The following is a 23,359-nucleotide window of genomic DNA, read 5'->3' as shown; positions in this document are numbered from 1 at the left end:
TCAATGCTTATGTCTTCTGGGTCGGCCTGTTGTTGTTTAGAGCTTATGAGACGACGCGCATAAAGGCCGCTTGATACCCCGGTAGCGTCAGGCTGTCACCGTCGCGCTGGGGGGTAAAGCCGTGGCCCTGCAAATCGCATTCAATCGCTAGTGGCAGATTAACCGTCTGCGCTTCGGCGGTGAGGTTGAAAACACACAGCAGAGTTTCATCCCCTTTTTGTCGGCTAAAACCGAGCAGCGTTTCGCCTACATCGACCAGCGTTAAGTCACCATCGAACAGTGCGGGGTGCTGACGCCGGAAGGCCAGCATGTTGCGCAGCGCATTCAAGGTGGAGTTGGCATCATCCTGTTGGCGGCTGACCGCCATATCCCGATGGCTGGCCTCTATGGGGAGCCAGGGTTCAACGCTGGAAAAACCGCCATGTTCGCTACCGTTCCAGGGCATTGGCGTGCGGCAACCGTCGCGACCTTTGAATTCCGGCCAGAGCACTTTGCCGTAGGGGTCTTGGATGCGCTCAAAGGGCACGTCGGCTTCTGGCAGGCCGAGCTCTTCGCCTTGGTACAGGCAGACGCTACCGCGCAGCGAGCAGAGCATGGCCAGCGCCACTTTAGGGTAGGCGGTGGGGTCTTCGCCAGCACCCCAGCGGGTGGCACTGCGTACGACGTCATGATTGGAGGTTGCCCAGCAGGGCCAGGCGTCGCCCGCCAGACGCTGAAAGCGCTCCAGCACTTCATGAATATAGCGCGCAGAGTGGGGCGTGTTGAGCAAGTCGAAGGTGTAGGCCATATGTAGCTTGTCGCCACCGGCGGTGTACTCGGCCATGCGCTCCAGCGGGTTATCGTCGCCAATTTCGCCCACGGTCGTGGTGCCGGGGTATTCGTTCATCAGCGCCCGCAGATCTTTCAAGAATTCGAGGTTTTCGGGGCGGCTCAGGTCGTAAACGTGGCGCTGCCAAGTGTAGGGATTGCTATCCGGTGCACCCAGGGTTTTAGCTTCGCCTTTGGGGACCGGCGGATTGTCGCGCAGCTCGGTGTCGTGGAAGTAGAAATTGACGGTATCCAAGCGGAAACCGTCTACGCCCAGATCCAGCCAGAAACGCATATTGTCCAACTGCGCCTGACGTGCTTCCGGGTTATGGAAGTTAACGTCCGGCTGGCTGGTCAGGAAGTTATGCATATAGTACTGCTGGCGGCGGGAATCAAACGTCCACGCCGGGCCGCCGAAAATCGATAGCCAGTTGTTGGGTGGCGTGCCATCCGGTTTGGGGTCGGCCCATACAAACCAGTCGGCTTTAGGATTGTTGCGGTTTTGGCGACTCTCCTGAAACCAGGCGTGTTGATCCGAGGTGTGGCTAATCACCTGGTCGATCATCACCTTCAGGCCCAGCGAGTGGGCTTTTGCCAGCAGCGCTTTAAAGTCTTCCAGGGTGCCGAACATGGGGTCGACGTCGCAATAATCGCTAATATCGTAGCCAAAATCGAGCATCGGCGAGGTGAAAAATGGCGATAACCAAATGCCGTCCACATTGAGGGAGGCAACGTAATCGAGTTTTTCGGTAATACCGTTAAGGTCGCCAATACCGTCACCGCGGCTATCCATAAAGCTGCGCGGGTAGATCTGGTAGATAACCCCGCCGCGCCACCAGAGTGTGTTGTCTTGCATCGTAGAGTCCAACGTTGACATAAAAATTCCTTATCCTTTAACGGCGCCTGCGGTAAGGCCTGACACAATGCGGCGCTGGAAGATAATCACTAATACGACCAGTGGCACCGTGACCACCACAGAAGCGGCCATAATCGGCCCCCAGGGCAGTTCGTAGGCACTGCCGCCTGACAGCAGCGCAATAGCGACGGGCACCGTGCGCTGGGCGTCGGTCAGCGTGAAGGTGAGGGCAAACAGAAACTCGTTCCACGCGGCGATAAATGCCAACAGGCCGGTGGTTGCCATGGCGGGCCACATCAGCGGCAGAAATACTTTCGTGATGGTTATCCAGGGCGTGGCGCCGTCCATGATGGCGGCCTCTTCCAGCTCCATGGGCAACTGCTTCATAAAGGTGGTCAATACCCATACGGTGAAGGGCAGGGTGAAGATGGTGTAGCTTAAAATCAGCCCGGCGGGGTTGTTGTAAAGGTTGAGCGCACGAATCACTTCAAACAGCCCGGAAAGCACCGCTACCTGGGGGAACATCGACACCCCGAGAATTACCAGCAGCACCGTGGAGCGGCCCCGAAAGCGCACCCGGCCCAGGGCGTAAGAGGCGGTAATGCCGAGTAGCAGGGCAATAAACACCACGCTAAACGCCACCACGATGGAGTTGAAAATAGCGCGCAGAAAGCTGGTCTGGCTAAAAATGCTGATGTAGTTATCGAAGTTCCAGTTCGAAGGCCAAAGCTCAACGCGGAACAGGTCGCTCGACGGTTTTAACGAGGTGATGACCGCGTAGTAAAACGGGAAAACGGCGTACACCATAATCAGCACAATCAACGCCCAAAACCCGATGCGCTTGGCTATTTTGGCCAACTGACGCGTATTCATTAGTCGCCTCCCAATTGGATTTGTTTACGCCCAAGGTAGAGGTAAGCCACGGTAGCCAGGGCAATGATCAAGAACAGCAGGGTAGAAGCGGCGCTGCCGTAACCGACATCCTGGAACTCGACCAGCTGTTGGCGGGCATAGACCGACATCGACATGGTGCTGGTGGAGTTGGAGGTGAGTACGTAGATAACATCGAAGACACGCAGCGCATCCAGCAGGCGGAAGATCACCGCGACCATTAACGCCGGGGTAATCAACGGTAGGGTAACTTTGAAGAACACCCGCAGCGGGTGAATGCCGTCTACCTCGGCGGCCTCATAGCAATCCTTGGGCAGCATCTGCAGAGCCGCAAGCACCAGCAGCGCCACGAAGGGAATGGTTTTCCATACATCGACCATAATTACCGCCCACATGGAGTAGGTGGCGTTAGCCGTCCAGGCGATGGGAGCGTCAATCACACCCAGGCCCATCAGCATATGGTTGATGATGCCGAACTGGTCGTTGAGCATCCATGCCCACATTTGCGCGGAAACAATGGTTGGGATTGCCCAGGGAATCAGCACCGCAGCGCGCACAATTACACGCCCCTTGAACTCGGCGTTCAAAATCAGCGCCACAATGACCCCGAAAACCACTTCCAGGGATACCGACACCACCGAGAAGTAGACGGTGTTCCATACCGACTGCCACCACACCGAGTCGGCCAGTACCCCATACCAGCGGCCATCGTCATAGACGAGATAATTCTCAAAGCCAATCAGATTGGCAGCGCCTAAATCTGACAGTGATGCATCGGTGAAGCTGAGAAAAAAGGTGCGCACCAGTGGCCAGCCAGCGACCAGGGTTAACGCAATCAGCATGGGGGCTAAAAAGAGCCAGGCGGCTTTAACCCGCTGACGGCGAACCTTAGTGCCCCGGCGCGGCTTGGTAGTGAAAGAACGCGCCCCGGCGGGCGCGTCATCATGCTTGATGGAGGTCGACATGGAAAGGCTCCAGGGTTACCAGTTGCGACGCTTCAGGCGAGCCAATTCGTCTTCAAGATCAGCGACCGCTTGAGTGCCATCTTTAGTGCCGGAAAGCACGTCATGGGAGGTGCTGAAGAAGGCGTTACTCACCCGGCCATAAGCATCACCGGTGGGGGCAGAGGGGCGAGCGACCGCATTGACGAAGGTGTCGTAAAGGGTGCCAAAGAAGGGCACGGCTTCAAGCACTTCGTCATCCTGGTAGAGGGCGTCGATAGTGGGGTTGTAAGAGGCCTGTATGGCGCGACGCTTCTGTTCCTCTTCACCGGTCAGGAAGGCGACCAGGTCGGCGGCCAGCTCGGGGTGTTCGCTGTAGCGCGATACCGCCAGGTTCCAGCCGCCCAGGCCAGCGGCACTTTGGCCGTTTTCGCCACCTGCGGGCAGTTGGGTAACACCTACTTTGCCGCGAACGTCACTGTCTTCGCTTTGGGCCAGTGCCCAGGCGTAGGGCCAATTGCGCATAAACACGGCACCGCCGCTTTGGAAGACGCCGCGCGCTTCCTCTTCGGTGTAATTGAGCACACCGTTAGGCGAAATATCACCAATCCACGATGCGGCTAGGTCGAGTGCTTCTGCGGCGTGTTCGTTGTTAATGCTAATTTCGCCATCGGCTTCCACCACTGTGCCGCCGCCAAAGCTGGCTACCCACTCAAGGGCGTTAACGGTCAAACCTTCATAGGAGCGCCCCTGGAAGACATAGCCCTGCATACCGTCTTGGCCCTCAGCGCGCTCGGCGTCTTTGATCTCGCGGGCAATTTCGGTGAGTTCTTGCCAGGTTTTTGGCACGTCATGACCATACTTTTCCAGCAAGTCTTCGCGGTAGTAGAGCACGCCCGCATCGGTGAACCACGGCATGGCGACTAAACGGTCATCGATGGTGTTGTTGGTGACAATGGTGTCAAAGTGCCCGGCAGCGGCGTCATCGCCAAGCACTTCTTTGAGGTCGAGTAGGTGATTGGCGAGTAGGCCGGGCCACACCACGTCAATCTGCATCACATCGATATCGCTGGAGTTAGCCGAAAGGATCTGCTGGTAGAGCGAAAGGCGCTCGGTGGAGGAGTTGGGCGTTGAAACCACATCGACGCTATGGCCGGTTTTCTCTTCCCAGGCGCGTACGCCTTCCTGGCACAGCGTCAGCTCTGCGCCGACTGCGCCACAGGAAATGGTGAGTTCTTCAGCCTGAGCTTGGCTTGTTGCACTCAGCGTGCTGGCTACTGCGATGGCGGTAGTGATTAAAGTCTTTTTCATAACGGCGTACCTCGACGTTTATTGTTGTGGATGGTGTGGCTTCTAAATTAGCGTTAATTCACAAACTCAACGTTTGTTCAATGGCTCTCTTAATCTTTATCTTAATCGATTAAGATTGTGCTGCTCAGTTAGCCGCTTTGATCGAGGAAGTTCAATAGCGACTTTTGTCTAACGACATTATTCAGTTTTCACTAAATAAAATCGTTCCTTAGACATTAGTCGCTAATTAGCAACTAGCCGTTGGTAAAAAGAGACTTAATCGATTAAGTTTTGGCTACCTTTCCTTAAGCGCCGTGGCGTTTAGCAGCAAAGCCACTACCCCCTGGGTGAACCGTGTAAGGGAAGTGTTATCGATTCGATCTTAATCGATTTAGGCAAAAGCGCTTACAGGCAGACGCTTAAAAACAGGCGCTAATAAACAACCGCTTGCCAATAACAATAGGGTACTCAAAACAATGCATAAAATGACATTTAAAACGCCGTTAGCCATTGCGATTGCCACCGCCAGCTTGGGAATGAGCGGTGTTGCTTCGGCACAAATGACCATGGAACAACGCTTTGCCGAGCTTGAAGCCCGCATTGAAGCCGCGGAACAGCGCGCTGATGCCGCCGAGCGCCGTGCCGAGATTGCCGAGCAATCACAGTCGACCGCAGTGGCGACAGAGAGCGACGCGGAGATCGAAGAGCGTCTGGCCCGGGTAGAGCGTTACGCCGATGGCGAAGAGGGTTTCTCGTTCAACGTTTATGCGCGTTCAGGCTTGTTGATTGGCGAAGATGGTAAAAGCGAGAATGCTGGCCCTTACCTGACACCCGCGGGTGGAGAGGGCGGCGCCGTTGGCCGTTTAGGCAATGAGCCGGACACCTACGCTGAAGCGATTTTCAACTACCGCATGCAGTTCGATAACGGCGCCAAAGCGCTTTATCGCACCATGATTGCAGACGGCACGACCTCCAGCAATGACTGGACTGGCGGCGAGTCCGACCTCAATGTGCGCCAAGTATTTGCTGAATTCAGCGACCTTCCCAGCTTTACCGGCGCATTTGAAAACGCCTCTATCTGGGCCGGTAAGCGCTTTGACCGCGATAACTTCGATATCCACTGGCTCGACAGTGATGTGATTTTCCTGGCCGGTACCGGTGGCGGTATATACGACATGCAGTTGGCAGACAACTGGAAGTCTAACCTCTCGATTTATGGTCGTAGCTTTTCTGATTATCCGATCATTAACCGCGAGAACCCCGGCCTTGAAGGCGACACCGACAACCTGATCCTGACCTCCAACAACTACTTCGGCAACTGGCAGTGGATGATCAACGGTATGTCCGCTGCAGACAACGACGAGCGCGACATTGATGTCGGCCAAACCGCTGCCGATACCGGTTTCCACACCATGATTGCTTATCATGGCGACAGCTTCTTCGGTATGGGTGAGGGTAGTTTCAAAGCGGCCGTGTTGCATGGCCAGGGGTTAGGCGCCGAGACCAAAAGTCTTGGTTCACGGGGTGATCTCACCGACGACGCTACCGCTACACGTCTAGCGCTCTATGGCACCACTTATATTGCTCCGCAGTGGCGCGTTGCTCCCTCCATTTTGGCTGAAACCAGCGAAGATCGTTATGCCCAGGGCGATAAGTACAACTGGGCAGGACTCAACGTGCGTCTGGCCAACGAGTTAACCCAGAACTTCGAAATGCAGTACGAAGCTGGCTATCAGTGGATGGATCTGGATCCTCAGGGTTACAGCGGTCGTAACGCCGTGGATGGTGGTTTCAGTAAATTCACGATTGCCCCCACCTTCAAGCCTGAAGTCGGCGGCTTCTGGCAGCGTCCTGAGATTCGTCTGTTCACTACCTTCAGTGATTGGGATGATGACCTTAACAACTACGGCGCCAGCTCACTGGGCAACGAAGGCTTTACCGGTGGTCAGTGGACTTTCGGCGTTCAGACCGAGGTATGGTTCTAAATCGATGTAAGTTGGTTAGCGTTTAACTGTTTCTTCTCCAATGCTCTTTGCCCGCGACATGTCGCGGGCTTTTTTATAGCTTTAAAAGAATTTGTGAATAGTATTTATGGAGGGATAGCAGGGTTGCTCAGGAGCGTTTATGTCACTACTGCAAGAGAAATTAAAAGCGCCGCCACTACCGCTTGGTGTAGTGGCCCGGCCGCGCCTTAATGACCGTTTCGGGTTAGATGAACGTGTCCGCTTACTGATGGTGCAGGCGCCTCCAGGCTATGGCAAAACCACGCTGCTGGCTGAGCGGCTGACCGCGCTGGAGCAAGAGGCCACTTGGCTAGGCTTGGATCAGCGCGACAACCAACCCGCGCGGTTTTTAGCCTACTGGCAGGCAGCGCTCGATGGACTGTTAATCGAGCACACACGGCTTTCACCCGTGGCAGACGATGGAGACTGCGTGGAGCAGTTAGAGCGCTGGCTTGGCGAATTGCCTGAGCAGCGCTCGCCGTGTCGTTTGGTAGTGGATAATTTTGAGCACCTTAGCCACCCGGATATCTTAGCTGGGATCGCCCACTGGCTGCGTCATCAGCCGCCGTGGCTAACGTTAACGCTGGCCAGCCGCTCAAGGCCAGCATTGGGTTTGGCAAGCCTGCGGCTAAGAGGTGAACTCGAAGAGATCGACCTTCACGCGTTGGCCTTTGACAGCGAGGAGGCGCAAACCCTGTGTGCCGAACAGTTGAGCTTTCCCCCCACGCGAGTCAGCCTGGAGCGTGCACTGCGCAGAAGCGGTGGCTGGGTAATGGCGTTGAGCTGGCTGGTAGAGCGCACCACCACGCGGGCAGGGTTTGACGCCCTGGTTGACCGGTTAAGTGGTGCCCACCCAGACTTTGCCGCTTGGTTTGACGAACTGCTCTCCGCTGCACTGCCATTGGAAGAGCGAGAGCTAATGCTGCAACTGGGGGTACTGGAGCGCTTTTCCCCCGAGCTTATGGCCCGACTACTGGAAGGGGAGCGCTTGACCCAGCGCCTGGAGGCCTTTGAACAAGCGGGGCTATTTATTGAACGCCCAGACCCGCATGCTCAGTGGTACCGCTTTCAACGACTGTTTGGCGAGTACCTCCGTCATCGCCGTCATGAGCTTAGTTTGGCCACCCAGCGCGTGCTGCACCAGCGCGCAAGCCAGGCGTGGTTAGCCTTGAACGATCCGGTGATGGCTCTGCGCCAGGCGATACTCGCCGAGGCCCCTGATGACGTGGCAAGCCTACTGACCTCCCAAGGGCCTGCCTTGCTGGCAAGCGGCGCCTATGCGCTGTTGGCCAAGGGCTTCGCCCTGCTCGGTGAGCCGCGGCTCTCTACCCGTCCGGAACATACGCTGCTTTATGGCTGGGTCTCCCATGCTCAGTTTCAGTTTGATATTACCGCACGCGTGATTGGCTGGATTGAAGCACAGTTGCAAGCGCCAGAGTGGCAGCTGCTCAGCGCTGAATTCGCTACGCTGCGCGCCCAGTTGGCGATTAATCAAGGCGATGCCGAGCGCGCCGCACCGCTGGCCGAGCAAGCGCTAGCCGTACCCGCCCGCTATTTAGCCTCCACGCCGCTGACTGCCACCGCCATCTTGAGTGAGGCGCGCTTTGTGCTGGGCTATTTGGAAGAGTCGCTGCAGCGGGTGCGCGAGGTAGAGCGCCAGGCCCGCCAGCGTGATGATCATCAACTGCTGCTCTGGTCGTTTTGCCATCAGTCGGAGACGCTGGTGGCCCAAGGACGACTACAGGCCGCCTACGATATTCAGGAGCGCGCCTTTGCGCACTTGGAGCGGGCCGAGCTCGAGCATCTGCCCGTGGCGGAGTTTCTCTACCGCATTCGCAGTCAGGTACTCTGGGAGTGGCACCGGCTGGACGAAGCCGAGCAGGCCGCGCTGAAAGGCATCGCCGTGCTGGATAACCAGGGGGAGCGCTGGACACTTCAGTGTCATATCCAACTGGCCAAAATCGCCCAAAGCCGTGGCGACCAAGCCCAGTGCGCTGACCATATTCGGCGGCTGCGCAAAATTCTCGCAGAAGGGGATTACCATATTGACTGGGTGGCGAATGCTCACGCTACCCTGTTGGCCTGGTGGCACTCCACCCAGGATCTTGATGCGGTAGAGCGCTGGCGCCAGGAAGCGCCGTCCCCCATTACTGAAGGGGCCACCAACCACTTTTCCCAGTGCAATGTGCGCAACCACGCCCGGGCGCTCACGCTACTGGGACGCTTTGATGAAGCCTGCATGCTATTAGAGGCCCTTGAAGTGCACACTCAGCGCTTGGGGCTGGTCACGGATGCCAACCGCAACCAGATCTGTCTCGCGGCAGCGGCGTGGTATGCAGGAAGAGAAGAGCATGCCTGCCAGCATATGCATCAAGCGCTGAGCTTGGCTTCCCGCACCGCCCTGGTGGGCAGCTTTCTGCGACTGGGCAAACCCCTTGGGGAGTTGCTCAATCGGTTGCTCGACAGCGGCACCTTGGATGCCTTAGAGCAGGCGAGGGCAGAGCGGTTGCTGGCGCTTGCGGGGCGCCAGAAGGATTTTGGCAGCGCCCGACGCTTAATGCTGGATGAAACGGTGATCGCTGATATTGTCGCCCGGCCAGATGTCCCCGAGCTGATCCGCACTTCGCCGCTCACTCGCCGGGAGTGGCAAATCCTGGGGCTGATTCATGCCGGGCTTTCCAATGAGCAGATCGCCGAGCAGCTGTCGGTGGCGCCTACCACCATCAAAACCCATATCCGCAGCCTCTATCAAAAGCAGAATATTCGACGGCGCGACGAAGCGATTGCCCTGGCGGGACAGTTGCTGGCGCATATTCAGGGGGAATAAGTCGACAGACGGGCTACTCCTAACGCCTACGCCCAGAGTCACCCTGGGGGGAGGATTTTATCTTGTGAGCAACCCTGCATCATGCCAAGTAACCAGCAAGAACTATGTCAAGAACTGTGACAAGAACCATGGCAAGGACAAAACAATGATGCAGACAACCTCTACTTCCCACTACGTTGGCAGCCAAGGGGCCGACTGGTGGCGCGGCGCCGTGATTTATCAAATCTACCCGCGCAGCTTTATGGACAGCAACGGCGACGGCATTGGCGACTTAAAAGGCGTGATCGACAAGCTCGATTACATCGCCTCGCTTAACGTCGATGCGATTTGGCTGTCGCCATTCTTTACCTCACCGATGAAAGACTTCGGCTACGACATCAGCAACTATCGCGATGTTGATCCGATGTTTGGCACCCTGGAGGATTTCGACCGTTTAGTCGAGGGTGCCCATGCCAGGGGGCTAAAAGTCACCATCGATCAAGTCATGTCGCACACTGCCGATCAGCATGCCTGGTTCGAAGAGAGTCGCCAAAGTCGTGATAATCCCAAAGCCGACTGGTACGTTTGGGCTGACCCTAAGCCCGATGGCGCGCCGCCCACTAACTGGCAATCCGTGTTTGGCGGCAGCGCCTGGCAGTGGGACACCCGCCGCTGCCAGTACTATCTGCATAACTTCCTGGCTAGTCAGCCGGATTTAAATTTCCGCACACCTGTGGTGGTCGATGCCATGCTGGAGGAAGTGCGCTTCTGGCTAGAGCGGGGCGTGGATGGCTTCCGGCTGGATGCGGTGAACTTCTGCACCCACGGCGAGCTAAAAGATAACCCGCCGCGCCAGGAGATTACCGAAAGTTTTCTAGGCGTTCGCCCCGACAATCCCTACGGCTACCAGCTTCACCAGTACGATAAAACCCAGCCCGAAAACCTGGTGTTTCTGGAGCGGCTGCGCGCTCTGTTGGATGAGTACCCCGGTACCACCAGCGTGGGCGAGGTAGGCGATGACGACGCCTTGGGCGTGATGGCGGAGTACTCCCAGGGCGGCAAGCGGCTACACATGTGTTATTCGTTCAACCTGCTCACCGATAAATCTGACCCCGGCTACTTGCACGAAACGCTAACCGAAATGGAAGCACGCATTGGCGATGGCTGGCCCTGCTGGGCGCTGGGCAACCACGACGTGACGCGGCTGGCAACTCGCTGGCAGGCAGAAGGGCAGCTGGATAAGCTGCGCCTTTATATGGTGTTTCTACTCACTCAGCGCGGTAGCGTATGCCTTTATCAAGGTGAAGAGCTGGGTCTGCCCGAAGCTCAGCTAACGTTTGAACAGTTGGTTGACCCTGCGGGAATTACCTTCTGGCCCGCTTATAAAGGCCGCGATGGCTGCCGAACACCGCACCCCTGGCAGGCCGATGCCCATCATGCGGGCTTTAGCAGCGCCACACCCTGGCTGCCGGTGCCTAATACTCATGCTAATCTCGCTGTTGATCAGCAAGATAACGACACTGATTCATTGCTCAATGCCTACCGCGATTTTTTAGCCTTCCGTCGTACTCAGCCTGCGTTGGTGAAGGGCGATGTGCGCTATCACGCTGTGCGTGACGATGTGCTCTGTCTTGAGCGCACCTACCAGCAAACACGGTTACTAATTGCTCTGAATTTTAGCGGTCGAACGGTCACCCGTTCGGCGCCTGAAGGCGCTGAAGCCATTGCCGGTGCCCCCGCGTGGCTAACCGGTGAGTGGCAGGGCAGCCAACTGTCGCTTCCGCCCTATGGCGTGGCGATTGCCCGTTGCCCGCAATCCCAGGAGGACGCGCCATGGGACGTTTAACCCTAAGCGGCATCGGTAAATCCTTTGACGGAGTGGAAATCTCCCGGGATATCGATCTCAACATCGAAGACGGCGAGTTCGTGGTGTTCGTTGGCCCCTCCGGCTGCGGAAAGTCCACGCTGCTGCGTATGATTGCCGGGCTTGAAGACATCAGCGAAGGGGATATGCAGCTAGATGGCCAGCGGATCAACGAGATTCCGCCCCAGGAGCGGGACATCGGCATGGTGTTCCAATCCTACGCCCTCTACCCGCATATGAGTGTGGCCGAGAACATGGCCTTTGGCCTGAAGCTGGCCCGCACTGATAAGGCAGAGATACGCAGCCGCGTCCAGCACGCCGCCGAAATGCTGCACCTCACCGAGCTATTGGAGCGTAAGCCCAAAGACCTCTCCGGCGGTCAGCGCCAGCGGGTAGCCATTGGCCGCACGCTGGTCAAAGAGCCTGCCGTGTTTCTGTTCGACGAGCCGCTCTCTAACCTGGATGCCGCGCTGCGGGTGGATATGCGTGTACAAATCGCAGAGCTGCACAAGCGTCTGCAAGCGACCATGATCTACGTGACCCACGATCAGGTGGAAGCCATGACGCTGGCGGATCGTATCGTGCTGCTTTCCCGGGGAAGAATCGCCCAGGTAGGCGCGCCGCTCTCGCTTTATCACTTTCCCAAAACCTTAGAGGTAGCGGAGTTTATCGGTTCGCCGCGCATCAATACCTTCCCGGTCACGGTAGTCGACTCAGGTGAGCGCCAAACGGTGGTGCGTCTGCCTAACGGGGAGACACTGACGGTGGCGGTCAATGGCAAGCACCTCCATTCCGGTGATGGCGCCACTTTGGGATTGCGGGCAGAAGATTTTGTATCGCCCGAACAGGCGGAGGCTCGGCTGACAGCGAGATTAATGGTGGCGGAAAAGCTGGGTTACGAAACCCTGGCGCATCTGCAGGTAGACGGTATAGACGCTACCTTAACCCAGCGTTTGGATGGCTTAACGCAACTAACCGAAGGCCAAACGATCGACTTGGGTTTAGCGGGCCAGCATTGCCATCTTTTTGATCTACAGGGGAGTGCCTGCCCGCGGCAGGTGGTGGTAGATGGGGTAAGCCAATAATCGCCCATCTTATTTTTTTCAATAAAAGTGCATCCAATACGTCTCCTCGCGGGTAATCCCTATACAGGCGCTATTTAAGGCGGCTGATAAAAAACCTTTTAGGAGACTGAAAATGACCATCCAACCTCTTACGCGTGCAGCACTTGCCGCTACCTTGATTGCATCCTTCAGTCACGTCGCGCTGGCAGACATGACGCCCGCGGAAGTTCAGGTGCCGGACGGTAATGCTGTCGCCCTCGAAACCGTTGGCGTTGGCGCTATTACCTACATGTGCGAAGCCAAAGACGACGGCAACATGGGCTGGGTATTCAAAGGCCCCCACGCGGCGCTTAACGACAGCGAAGGCACACAAGTAGGAAGCTACTACGGCCCGCCAGCCACCTGGGAAGCGTTGGATGGCTCAAAAATTACCGGCACTCAGCTAGCCACGGCTGCCAATGGTGATGGCAACATCCCGCTTCAACTGGTGGAAGCCAATCCGGCTGAAGGTGAAGGCGCTATGAGCGGTGTTAGTTATATTCAGCGCCTGAACACCCAGGGTGGCGTTGCCCCGGACGTCACCTGCGATATGGATCACGACGGAGCCACCGCGGTAGTGACCTACCAGGCGGACTATATCTTCTGGGCTGCGGAATAAGTCGGCTGGAATGTTAATTCCGCTGGGGGCTCGTCTGTCGAGTCCCCAGCGGCTATGCTGTCTGCGAGAACGACGACTGGCGTCGGTGCCGTCACCAGGGAGCTAGGGTTTGACTGACGTGTCTTCAGAATTTGATCATGCTGCGGCATTAGCCAACTGTGCCCGTGGCGAGCATGACGCCTTGCACCAACTCTATGTTCATGAAGGTGCCCGACTATTAGGCGTCGTCATAAGAATCGTCAAGGATCGTGGTATGGCCGAGGATATTGTCCACGATGCCTGTCTTAATATTTGGCAGCATGCCGATAGTTTTGATCCCGCCAAAGGATCCGCGCGGACGTGGATATTTAGCGTGGCGCGTCACCTGGCACTGAACGCTATCCGTTATCGCGACCGTGAAGTCACTTTTGATAATCACGATCCCACCGAATTAGATCTCGATGAACATTTTCAGCACGCCTCCGTTGCCGATGAAGCTTTCGATTGGCAAACCGGCCAGCGGATGGATAGCTGTTTGGAAGCGCTTGAGCCGGAGCGGCGTAACTGCGTACTCCATGCCTATGTTGACGGCCTTAGTCATGCGGAAATTGCGGCGCATACCGGCGCGCCGCTGGGAACCGTAAAAGCCTGGATCAAACGCAGTTTGCTGCGCCTACGGGAGTGTATGGCATGAGCCGCCCCAGTCAGCACGAACACCAAGACGACCATACTTTAGCGGGTGAATACGTGCTGGGTACGCTTTCGTTAGAGCAGCGTAAGGCGCTAGAGGCCCGGCTACCTAACGAGCCTGAATTGCAACAAGCCGTGATGGCTTGGGAAGAGCGTTTCTTGCCCTATACCGCTATCACCGACCCGGTAACGCCTTCTGACAATTTATGGCCGCGTATTGAGCGCAGCTTAGCGTCACGGGAAGCGCTTGCTAAGCGTGCTCGACCTGCCTCTGTCGTGCCGCCAAGACCTCGCCGCATGCTGCACAGCCTGCCGCTTTGGCGCGGCGCTGCCGGGTTTGGCTTAGCGGCGGCGTTAGTATTGGGCGTGATGCTGGCCAATGAAGTAACTGAACCGACGACCCCCGAGTACATGGTGGTTCTGCTTGCTCCGCAAACGCAGTCAGCGGGTTGGGTAGTGCAGGCCTCATCACGCCAGGAAATCGAGCTGATCCCATTGGGTACTTTCGCAGTACCTGAAGGTAAAGCGCTTGAGTTTTGGACCAAAGCAGATGAGTGGCAGGCCCCGGTATCGCTGGGTTTAGTGGAGCCAGGGCAGCCGATCCGTTTGCGCTTGGATGAACTGCCGCCTCTTGAGGATAACCAGCTATTTGAGCTAACGCTGGAAGACGAAACCGGCTCACCAACCGGCCTGCCCACCGGGCCGATTGAGTTTATTGGCCGCGCGGTCGAGATTTAGCCACTCAAAAGCGCCAGTTAAAAGAACGTCAAGCCGACCTGGAACAGGCGCTCCACGTCGCGAATGCGGCGCTTGTCGATCACGAATAGAATCACGTGGTCACCGCTCTCAACCATCACATCGCCGTGGGCGATGATGACTTCCTTGCCGCGCACAATCGCACCGATGGTGGTGCCGTCGGGCAGTGCGATATCGCGGATGGTACGGCCTACCACTTTTGATGACTGCTTGTCGCCGTGGGCGATGGCTTCAATGGCCTCGGCGGCGCCTCGGCGCAGCGAGTGAACGTTGACGATATCACCCCGACGCACGTGGGTGAGCAGGCTGCCAATGGTGGCCTGCTGGGGAGAAATAGCGATATCGATCTCGCCCCCCTGCACCAAGTCCACATAGGCGGCGTTGTTGATCAGCGTCAGCACCTTCTTCGCCCCCAAACGCTTGGCGAGTAGCGACGACATGATATTGACCTCGTCGTCGTTGGTCAGCGCGCAGAAGATATCGCACTCTTCGATATTCTCCTCTTCCAGCAAGCGCTTGCTGGTGGCACTGCCGTGGAGCACCACGGTGCGATCCAGTCGCTCGGAGAGGGTAGTGCAGCGCTCCAGGCTGTGCTCGATGATCTTGACCTGGTGGCTATGCTCCAGGTGTTCGGCCAGCCGCTCGCCGATATTGCCACCCCCGGCGATCACTACCCGGCGGAAGTCCCGCTCGACCCGGCGCAGCTCGCTCATTACCGCGCGAATATCCCGACGGGCGGCAAGGAAGAACACCTCGTCGTCAGCCTCGATGACCGTATCGCCACGGGGGATAATTGGTCGGTTACGACGGTAAATGGCGGCTACGCGGGTATCCACGTTGGGCATATGGCGGCGCAAAAAGGCCAAGTCCTGACCCACCAGCGGGCCACCGTAGAACGCTTTCACCGCCACCAGCTGTACCAGGCCACCGGCAAACTCCAGCACCTGCAGGGCACCGGGGTGCTCGATCAGGCGGCGTACGTGGTCGGTGACCACCTGCTCGGGGCTGATCAGTACATCAATGGGGATCGCTTCGTGGGCAAAAAGGCCTTTACGGGTCAAATACGCGGTGGCGCGCACCCGGGCAATTTTAGTCGGCGTGCGAAACAGCGTATGGGCGACCTGGCAGGCGATCATATTGATCTCGTCGCTGTTGGTGACAGCGATCAACATATCGGCGTCTTCACAGCCTGCCTGGCGCAACACAATCGGGTAGGAACCTGCCCCGGTGACCGTGCGGATATCGATTTTGGTGTGCAGCTCGCGCAGTTTTTTGGCGTCAGTGTCAACGACGGTGATGTCGTTTTCCTCGCGGGCGAGGTGTTCTGCCAGTGTGCCGCCGACCTGGCCGGCGCCGAGAATAATAATTTTCATACGGTCTTGTCCTCACGGTCAGGCTCAAGGGAGAGTCGGTAACCAATGCCGGGTTCAGTTTGCAGTAGGGTGGGGGACTGGGGGTCATCACCTAGCTTTTGACGCAACTTGCTCACCACTATGCGCAAGTAATGCGTATCTTCCTGGTGAGTTGGGCCCCATACCTGTCGTAATAGCTGGGTCTGCGTGACCACTCGCCCAGCTGAAGCAATAAGCTGGGCCAGCACGGCGAACTCTTTAGGTGTTAGATGAACGGCCTCGCCGTGCAAGCTTACTTGGTGAGCGGCCAGGTCAACTATCAAACCGCCATGCTGGAAACGCTGAGCGCTTGGGCTGGCGCGTCGCCTTAATAAGGCTCGAATACGTGCCAACAGCTCTTGAATGCCGAAGGGTTTGGTAACGTAGTCGCTCGCCCCGTTATCCAGGGCGCGCACTTTTTCAGCCTCATGGCCGCGCACCGAAACAATGATCACGGGCACCTCGCTATGCTTGCGGATAGAATCGAGCACTTGCTGTCCATCCATGTCTGGCAGACCAAGATCCAGTAAAACGATGTCTGCATTAGCGGTGAGGGCATCAGCATTGAGTTTTTCCAACCCCTCGCGACCACTGGAGGCCTCAATCACCTGAAACCCTTGAGAAGTGAGGCTGATACGCAAAAAGTGACGAATGTGCGGCTCGTCATCAATGACTAATACGCGCGCTTGATCAGTGCTCATTCTCGGCGTCCTTGCTGGGTGCCGATAGGGGCAGCGTCATGGTAATCCTGGTGCCAACATTGTCAGGCCCAGGGCTTGCGTGGATTTGACCCGCGTGGGCGCCAAGCATTCCCCGACAAATCGCCAGCCCCAGGCCGCTACCGTGCAGGCTGCGATCGCCGTCGTTACCGGTGACAAACATATCGAACACGCGCTCGCGTAGTGCTTCGGGTATGCCAGGGCCTTGGTCGGTAACCGAAAACAATAAGATGGACGGGTCTCCAGCCCTTTTATCATCACGACATTGGGCTTCGATAGTGATATGGCCATTAGGTGGTGAGAAGCGCGCCGCATTTTCAAGCACGTTGACCAGCGCTTGCTCAATCAGGGCGGGGTGAACGTAAAGTAGTGGTAGCTCTTTTGACCAGTGCTGCTCGACTTGGAAACCTTCAAGGGCACTGCCCAGTCGCTTCCGCGCTGAAGCGACTAAATCATCAAACGCCACCCAATCGCGCTCGATTTTCATATCGCCATGCCCTAGTCGGGTCATGTCCAACAAATTCTGTATATAGCGGTTAAGGCGTTCACTTTCGCTTAATACGCCATCTAGTAACGCAAAGCGATCCTGTTGACTGAGCTGTGCATCAAGAGTGCGAAGCGAGCTGGCCGCGCCAATAATCGACGCTAGCGGAGTGCGCAGGTCGTGGGAAACCGACGATAGCAGCGCTGAACGCAACCTCTCCTGCTCTTCAGCCAAGCGAGCGGCGCTAAGCTCCAGCAGGCGCTGGCGGCTGTCTCCGGCGAGCTTGCCGACTACCAGTGCGACTAATAGAAAGAACAGCAGCGTTAGCAGTTGCTCTTGCTCTTCCACCGCTAACGAAAAGTGCGGAATGGTGAAGCAAAAATTAAACGTCAGAAACCCCAGTACGGCACATAGCAGAGCTGCGTAGCTTCCTGCTAACACCGCACTGGCGAGAACCGCGGTAAGAAAAATCAGCGAAAGATTAGCCAAGGCTAGCCAGGTATATAGCCCCCAGGCGATTAGCAGAGCAATTAGCGTGCTCGCCAGTGCAATCAGGATTTCTGACGGCATTGGCAAGCGCAACTGGTTCGCAATCTGCCCAAAGGGTTTGAACATCGGTTTTCTAAACGTCATGACACGATTGTCCTTCACGAACGTCCTTCAAGATATCCGGCTAGCGTCGCCAGAACATTGGAGTCAGCAACACCACAACGGTGAGTATTTCTAATCGCCCCATCAGCATGCCAATACATAGCAGCCATTTCGCTGCGTCGGGGAGGGGGGCAAAATTACCTGCGGGACCGATGATATCGCCTAGCCCAGGGCCCACATTGGTGACTGCGGTGGCGGCACCGGAAAGAGCGGTGACTAAATCCAACCCCAGGGCAGAGAGGCTCAACGCCAGTGCCGCTATGGTGATAAAAAAGAAGAACGAGAAGGCCACTACGCTGCGCGAGATATCACTGGTGACCGGCTGATGGTTATAGCGAGTGGTAAACACACCATTGGCATGGATGAGGTAACGCAACTGGTTAAGCAGCATTAAAGAAGCAATCTGAAACCGGAAGATTTTCATTCCGCCGCTAGTAGAGCCGCTGCAGCCGCCCACAAAGGTCAGGTAGAAAAAAGCGACCACCGGCAGCGCCCCCCACTGGCTGTAATCATCCGATGCATAGCCGGTGGTGGTTACCACTGAAATAATGTTAAAGGTAACGTGGGTGAGCGATTCAAACCAGTTATCGCCCTGGGTGATGCGCCAGACACTGAGTAGCAAAATCGCGGCCATCAAGAGCTTTAACAGCCCAAGTACCTGCTGATCATTCCATAGGGCACTGCGCGACCCGCGTATAAAACGGATATACAGTACAAAGGGAAGCGCACCGCTCAGCATGAAAAAACTGGCCATCCACAGCAGCCATGGCTGTTCGCTATAGGCGCCGAAGGAAGCGTCGGAATTGGCAAAGCCGCCGGTAGAAAGCGATGTCATACCATGTACGGTGGCGTCTAAGAGCGTCATCCCGCCGAACCAATAACTACCAATCGCGACCAGGGTTAGGCTGACATAGATCGTTAGCGTCGCTTTGGCAATACCGCCAGTGCGTGGCATCACTTTATCCGACCAGTCGGACGACTCGGTGTGAAACAACCGCATACCACCTACTTTAAGAAACGGCAAAATCGCAATACCCATGACGATAATGCCGATGCCGCCCATCCATTGCATGAGCCCTCGCCATAGCTTCAATCCATCGGAAAAGTGCTCAATACCGACCAGAACCGTGGATCCCGTCGTAGTTATCGCTGATACCGACTCAAACACCGCATTGGTGAAGGTTAACTGTGGGGCGCCCAGCACCAGCGGCAGGCTGGCAAAACCGCTAATGGTGACCCAACTGGCGGCGGTAAGAATAAACATCTGCCATGGCTTCAACTCTAAGGCTGTGCGGTAGGTGAGCAACCAAGTAAGTGCTGCGGCGCCAAGTACAATCAGAATGGAAACACCGAAGGCGGGTGCATCAGGGTCTCTCTCAATTAGCAGTACGACGAAAGGCACCATCATGAACAGCGCTAGCACAACCCAGAGAATCGAGATGATTTTAAAAACAGGTGCCCAGTGCCGATACGCATTCCTGCTACGGTAAAACCATGGTGTGAATGGAGTCATATGCCCAGCTCGCCGTTTAGTATTCTTAATATTTGCTATGACACCATGACCTTCCATAAAAAGTCTGTAAAAAAACAAAAAAACCCAGCACTCTGCTGGGTTTGGGCAAGCTAGTTAAACACCTTCGTGAGTTTTAATATTTTTAACCTTTAACACCCCCAGCTGTTAATCCACCAATAATCCAACGCTGGCAGATCAGAAAGGCCACGGTGATTGGCAGCCCCGAGAGCACGGCAGCGGCGGCGAAGTCGCCCCAGCGCTGATTATGGTCGGCCAGGTACTGCTGGGCGCCCACCGCCAGGGTGAGCTTATGCTCATCCACCAGCAGCACCGAGGCCATGGGGTACTCCATGATGCTCATCACAAACGCCAGGATGAACACCACCATCAGAATCGGCACCGACAGCGGCAGCAGGATGTAGCGAAACGCCTGCCAAGTGCTTGCCCCGTCCACCATGGCGGCTTCTTCGAGCGACCCGTCGATGGATTCGAAGTAGCCCTTGATCGTCCATATATGCAGCGCCACTGCGCCCAGGGAAGCGACAATCAGCGCGCCGTGGGTGTTTATCCCTAGCCAGCCGACGAACTGACCCAGCCGGTCGAACAGCGCGTAGAGTGCCACCAGCGACAATACTGCTGGGAACATTTGGAAAATCAGCATGCCTTTCAATAGCGGCTCCTTGCCCTTAAAGCGCATGCGAGCAAAGGCGTAGGCACTGGTGGTGGCAAGCATCAAAATCAGCAACGAGGACACCACGGCGACTTTGATCGAGTTCCATAGCCACAGCAGCACGGGGAAGGGCGGCTGGATCACGCTGCCGTCGGCGCGCTCCCAGGGAATACCCAAGGCCAGCGACCAGTGTTCAAGAGAGAAACGCTCGGGGATCAAGCTCCCCGAGGCAAAGTTGCCCTCACGAAACGAAATTGAAATCACCAAAAGCAGCGGAAACACGATCAGTGAAACAAAGCCGATCAGCGCCAAATGGGCGCCCCATCGCCGTGAGCGAATGGAGCGGGGTTGAACCATCGCCATCGTAAACCTCCTAAACCTTAACCTTGGAAAGCCGCAGATTGATGACCGACATGCCCACCACCAGCAGAAAGATCAGCGTGGCAATCGCCGCCGCCAGGCCGAAGTTTTGGCCAGCATCCTGGAAGGCGATTCGGTAGGTGTAGCTCACCAGCAGGTCGGTGGTGCCCGCGGGCGTGCTGGCACCCAGAATGTCCGGGCTGCCCCCGGTGAGCAGCGCAATCAACACGAAATTATTGAAGTTAAAAGCAAAGGCGGCGATTAACAGCGGTGTGAGCGGTTTGATGATCAGCGGCAGGGTGATCTTCATCAGGTTGGTGATCGGCCCGCCGCCGTCTACCGCCGAGGCCTCGTAAAGATCGCCGGGGATCGACTGAATCAGCCCCATGCACAGCAGCAGCATGTAGGGGTAACCCAGCCAGGTATTGACGATCAGCAGCATGGTTCGGGCTAGCCAGGGGTCGGTAAACCACTCCGGCGAAATGCCGAACAGTGCCTCCAGAATCATGTTCACCTCACCAAAATGCTGATTGAACATGCCTTTGAAAATCAGAATCGAAATAAACGCTGGAACCGCGTAGGGCAGTATCAGCAGCGTCCGATAGACCGCCTTGCCCTTGAGCTGATCCCACTGCAGCAGCGAGGCGAGGACAAACCCCACGGCCAGGGTGAACAGTACGGTGAGCCCGGCAAACACGAAGGTCCAGACAAAAATCTGCATAAACGGCCCGCGTATATCCGGGTCGGTGAAAATCTTGGTGTAGTTGGTGAAGCCCACGTTCACCGGCCACCCGGGGGTGATGCGTTCTCCGTTTTCGGTGACGAAAAAGCCGATATCGTTGTCCGGCGTCAGCACCTGATCCTCTTGCCGATCATAGAGGCTGCCGTTGTCACGCATCTCATAGCGGTCGATCATTGGCGCGAACTGGCGCAGACCCGCCATACGCAGCTCGGTGCCCCCGGGCGTTTGCAGGCGTAGCGCCTGGAGGGCGTCGCGGGCCTGGATGGCTGCGCGCATGGGAAGCGGCTCACCTTCGGGCGGGGTGTCTACGGCTTGGGTTGGAACGCGACGAACTTCGCTGTTAGTTAGGTTGAGCGCGGCGGATAGTAGCCGGTCGTTGTCGCCCGCAGGGGTGTCGCTTTCCAGGTAAAGGCGCACCAGCTCGCCTTCCTGGTAAAGCGAATAGGAAAAGGCAGCGCCTTCAGCCTGGTAGGTTTGATTGGTCAGTTGTGCGCGTACACGTTCCTGGCTAAGCAGATTGTCCGAGCTGTAGTTGCTGAAGCTGATGCCAACGGTATACACCAGCGGAAAAATGACAAACACGCCAAGACCGGCCACGGCAGGGAAAATATACCGGTGGCTCATCAGCGAACGTCGGCTGAACACCACGCCCAGCGACGTGCCAAGCACCAAAAAAAGCAGCGCAAATACCCACTGGCCGTGCATGTAAAAGGCCATCACCAGCCAAAGCAGGGCCAGCACCATCAGCCCAATCAAGCTGCGCATTGCCCAGCGGGAATAGCGTTCGGCCAGATGGCGAGAGCGGTGGCGGGGCAAGCCCCGCGAAGCATTCGTGGTAAACATGAAAGATGTCCTGCGAAACTGCCCAGCCTTGCCAACGGAGTGCCATGGCCGGGCAGTGAAGGAAAGGCGAGTGGCTACTGACGCATACGCCGCGCGGCGGCATCCAGCGCTTCCTGGGGTGATTGACGCCCGCTGCCGATGTTTTGCAGCGCGGGCTCCATGGCTGCCCAAAAGGCGCCCATTTCGGGAATGTTCGGCATCGGCATGCCAACTTCGGCGTTTTCAAGCGTGGCGGCAATATTGGGGTTGTCGGCCAGTTCCGCTTGATAGTCGATGTGGGCCACGGCCCCCAGCGACCCATCGCTGTTGAAGGTGCGCATACCCTCCTCGCTAAGCAGGTAGTTTTCCAGGAACTCGACGGCCAGAAAATCATTGGGCGACGCGGAGTTGATCATTGCCGTCATAACGCCAAACATGGGCTTGGCACGTTCGTCGCCCACCTTGGGCAGCAAGGCGACGCCGTAATCAATGCCACTGCGTTCAAGGTTTGGCCAGGCCCAGGGGCCGCTGATCATGGTCGCTACTTCGCCCTTGTTAAAGCGGTTATCCATGATGCTGTAGTCGGTTCCCCGCGGTATCACGTCGCTTTCGATCAGCTCGACTAGCAGTTCTGCACCTTGCACGGCGCCTTCGTTGTTAACGCCAATATCGGTAACGTCGTAGCCTGCGTCGGTTCGTTTAAACGGGTAGCCACCGTTAGCGGCTAGCAGTGTCCAACCGTAGTAGGGTTCGCTGTAGTCGAACAGGATGGCTTTTTTACCCTCTTGGGAAAGCGTCTTGTCCAGCTGCATTAGCTCGGCAAAGCTCTCCGGTGGGGTGTCCACCAGGGCCTTATTATAAATAAGACCGAGTGATTCCACTGAAATGGGGTAGCCGTAGGTTTCGCCATTCCACAGGGCGGCTTCCCAGGTGAAGTCGTAAAAAGACTCGCGAAAGCTGTCACTAGGCGCTACCTGTTTTAGTAAGCCACTTTGTGCCCACTCGCCCATCCGGTCGTGGGCCCAGATCACGATGTCCGGCCCTTGGCCACTGCCCGCCGCCTGTTGAAAACGGTCGGTCAGGTTATCCGGAAAGACCACCTCAACTTCTATGCCCGTCTCTTCAAGAAACTGCTCAGCCAGCAGTTGAATGCCTTGCTGGCCTTTGTTGTCGCCCATCCAGATCGTTAGGCGGTCATCTTCGAACGCGAAGGCTGGCAGGGTAGCGCTGGCAGCCAAAGTGGCTGTGAGTAGCGGTCTGATAAAGTAGCGTAGCGTTGCCATCGAGTAATAACCTCATTGTTGTTGTGGTCATTTATTTATCAACTTCCGCAGAGTGGCCAATTATGCGCAAGGTCACCTCCTCCTTAGGGGGCGTAGCAGTGGCGTATATCAAGGGCGTA

18 protein-coding genes are annotated in these 23,359 nt (G+C 56.8%); 7 read left to right on the top strand and 11 right to left on the bottom strand.

Annotated elements, in window-relative coordinates:
* Positions 1-43: 43 nt before the first annotated feature.
* Genes LMS44_RS13760 through LMS44_RS13745 form a run of 4 tightly spaced genes read right to left on the bottom strand, consistent with a single transcriptional unit; the run spans position 44 to position 4,806 of the window.
* Positions 44-1,663 (bottom strand): alpha-glucosidase family protein, encoded by a 1,620-nt coding sequence (locus LMS44_RS13760; protein WP_053857231.1) that lies wholly within the window; start codon positions 1,661-1,663, stop codon positions 44-46.
* Between the two features lie 30 nt (positions 1,664-1,693).
* Entirely contained in the window at positions 1,694-2,536 is an 843-nt protein-coding gene (locus LMS44_RS13755) for a carbohydrate ABC transporter permease (protein ID WP_133732639.1), read from the bottom strand.
* Positions 2,536-3,519, bottom strand: a complete 984-nt coding sequence (locus tag LMS44_RS13750; protein WP_027958694.1) for a carbohydrate ABC transporter permease — start codon at positions 3,517-3,519, stop codon at positions 2,536-2,538. The genes LMS44_RS13755 and LMS44_RS13750 overlap by 1 nt, the downstream gene beginning before the upstream one ends.
* A 15-nt stretch (positions 3,520-3,534) precedes the next feature.
* Positions 3,535-4,806 carry an ABC transporter substrate-binding protein gene (locus LMS44_RS13745; protein WP_022523019.1) on the bottom strand — a complete coding sequence of 424 codons (1,272 nt, stop codon included), beginning with the start codon at positions 4,804-4,806 and terminating at the stop codon, positions 3,535-3,537.
* A 455-nt stretch (positions 4,807-5,261) separates the two neighbouring features.
* On the opposite strand from LMS44_RS13745, the gene LMS44_RS13740 reads away from it, so the two are divergent.
* The 7 genes from LMS44_RS13740 (at position 5,262) to LMS44_RS13710 (ending at position 14,587) form a co-directional block, all read left to right on the top strand.
* Positions 5,262-6,770, top strand: coding sequence for a carbohydrate porin (locus LMS44_RS13740; protein WP_498945413.1), 1,509 nt, complete (start codon positions 5,262-5,264; stop codon positions 6,768-6,770).
* Positions 6,771-6,909: 139 nt separating this feature from the next.
* Positions 6,910-9,615, top strand: a complete 2,706-nt coding sequence (gene malT / locus LMS44_RS13735; protein WP_476488288.1) for an HTH-type transcriptional regulator MalT — start codon at positions 6,910-6,912, stop codon at positions 9,613-9,615.
* 145 nt (positions 9,616-9,760) lie between these two features.
* The gene (locus tag LMS44_RS13730) at positions 9,761-11,440 is read left to right on the top strand and encodes an alpha-amylase family glycosyl hydrolase (protein ID WP_498945411.1); all 1,680 of its coding nucleotides are present in this window, start codon (positions 9,761-9,763) and stop codon (positions 11,438-11,440) included.
* Positions 11,428-12,543 carry a sn-glycerol-3-phosphate ABC transporter ATP-binding protein UgpC gene (ugpC, locus tag LMS44_RS13725; protein ID WP_498945409.1) on the top strand — a complete coding sequence of 372 codons (1,116 nt, stop codon included), beginning with the start codon at positions 11,428-11,430 and terminating at the stop codon, positions 12,541-12,543. The genes LMS44_RS13730 and ugpC overlap by 13 nt, the downstream gene beginning before the upstream one ends.
* A 112-nt stretch (positions 12,544-12,655) precedes the next feature.
* Complete coding sequence (locus LMS44_RS13720; protein ID WP_159176955.1) at positions 12,656-13,180, top strand: DUF3455 domain-containing protein; 525 nt, start codon at positions 12,656-12,658, stop codon at positions 13,178-13,180.
* A 118-nt stretch (positions 13,181-13,298) separates the two neighbouring features.
* Positions 13,299-13,853 carry a sigma-70 family RNA polymerase sigma factor gene (locus tag LMS44_RS13715; protein ID WP_236557458.1) on the top strand — a complete coding sequence of 185 codons (555 nt, stop codon included), beginning with the start codon at positions 13,299-13,301 and terminating at the stop codon, positions 13,851-13,853.
* The gene (locus LMS44_RS13710; protein WP_159176954.1) at positions 13,850-14,587 is read left to right on the top strand and encodes an anti-sigma factor; all 738 of its coding nucleotides are present in this window, start codon (positions 13,850-13,852) and stop codon (positions 14,585-14,587) included. The genes LMS44_RS13715 and LMS44_RS13710 overlap by 4 nt, the downstream gene beginning before the upstream one ends.
* Before the next feature lie 17 nt (positions 14,588-14,604).
* Here the strand turns inward: LMS44_RS13710 and trkA are convergent, their stop codons facing one another.
* The 7 genes from trkA to malE form a co-directional block, all read right to left on the bottom strand.
* Entirely contained in the window at positions 14,605-15,978 is a 1,374-nt protein-coding gene (gene trkA, locus LMS44_RS13705) for a Trk system potassium transporter TrkA (RefSeq protein ID WP_022523027.1), read from the bottom strand.
* On the bottom strand, positions 15,975-16,697 hold the full coding sequence (locus tag LMS44_RS13700) for a response regulator (protein WP_009287080.1): 723 nt from the start codon (positions 16,695-16,697) through the stop codon (positions 15,975-15,977). The genes trkA and LMS44_RS13700 overlap by 4 nt, the downstream gene beginning before the upstream one ends.
* The gene (locus LMS44_RS13695) at positions 16,687-17,832 is read right to left on the bottom strand and encodes a sensor histidine kinase (protein WP_171051170.1); all 1,146 of its coding nucleotides are present in this window, start codon (positions 17,830-17,832) and stop codon (positions 16,687-16,689) included. The genes LMS44_RS13700 and LMS44_RS13695 overlap by 11 nt, the downstream gene beginning before the upstream one ends.
* A 40-nt stretch (positions 17,833-17,872) precedes the next feature.
* Entirely contained in the window at positions 17,873-19,363 is a 1,491-nt protein-coding gene (locus LMS44_RS13690) for a TrkH family potassium uptake protein (RefSeq protein ID WP_159176953.1), read from the bottom strand.
* A 142-nt stretch (positions 19,364-19,505) separates the two neighbouring features.
* Complete coding sequence (gene malG / locus LMS44_RS13685) at positions 19,506-20,396, bottom strand: maltose ABC transporter permease MalG (protein ID WP_159176952.1); 891 nt, start codon at positions 20,394-20,396, stop codon at positions 19,506-19,508.
* 10 nt (positions 20,397-20,406) lie between these two features.
* Complete coding sequence (gene malF / locus LMS44_RS13680) at positions 20,407-21,978, bottom strand: maltose ABC transporter permease MalF (RefSeq protein WP_159176951.1); 1,572 nt, start codon at positions 21,976-21,978, stop codon at positions 20,407-20,409.
* A gap of 74 nt (positions 21,979-22,052) precedes the next feature.
* Positions 22,053-23,240, bottom strand: coding sequence for a maltose/maltodextrin ABC transporter substrate-binding protein MalE (malE, locus tag LMS44_RS13675; protein ID WP_138800813.1), 1,188 nt, complete (start codon positions 23,238-23,240; stop codon positions 22,053-22,055).
* Positions 23,241-23,359 lie beyond the last annotated feature (119 nt).

It is taken from the genome of Halomonas profundus (assembly GCF_020865425.1).
GTDB lineage: Bacteria > Pseudomonadota > Gammaproteobacteria > Pseudomonadales > Halomonadaceae > Vreelandella > Vreelandella titanicae.
This window is presented reverse-complemented; position numbering and strand designations above follow the sequence as displayed.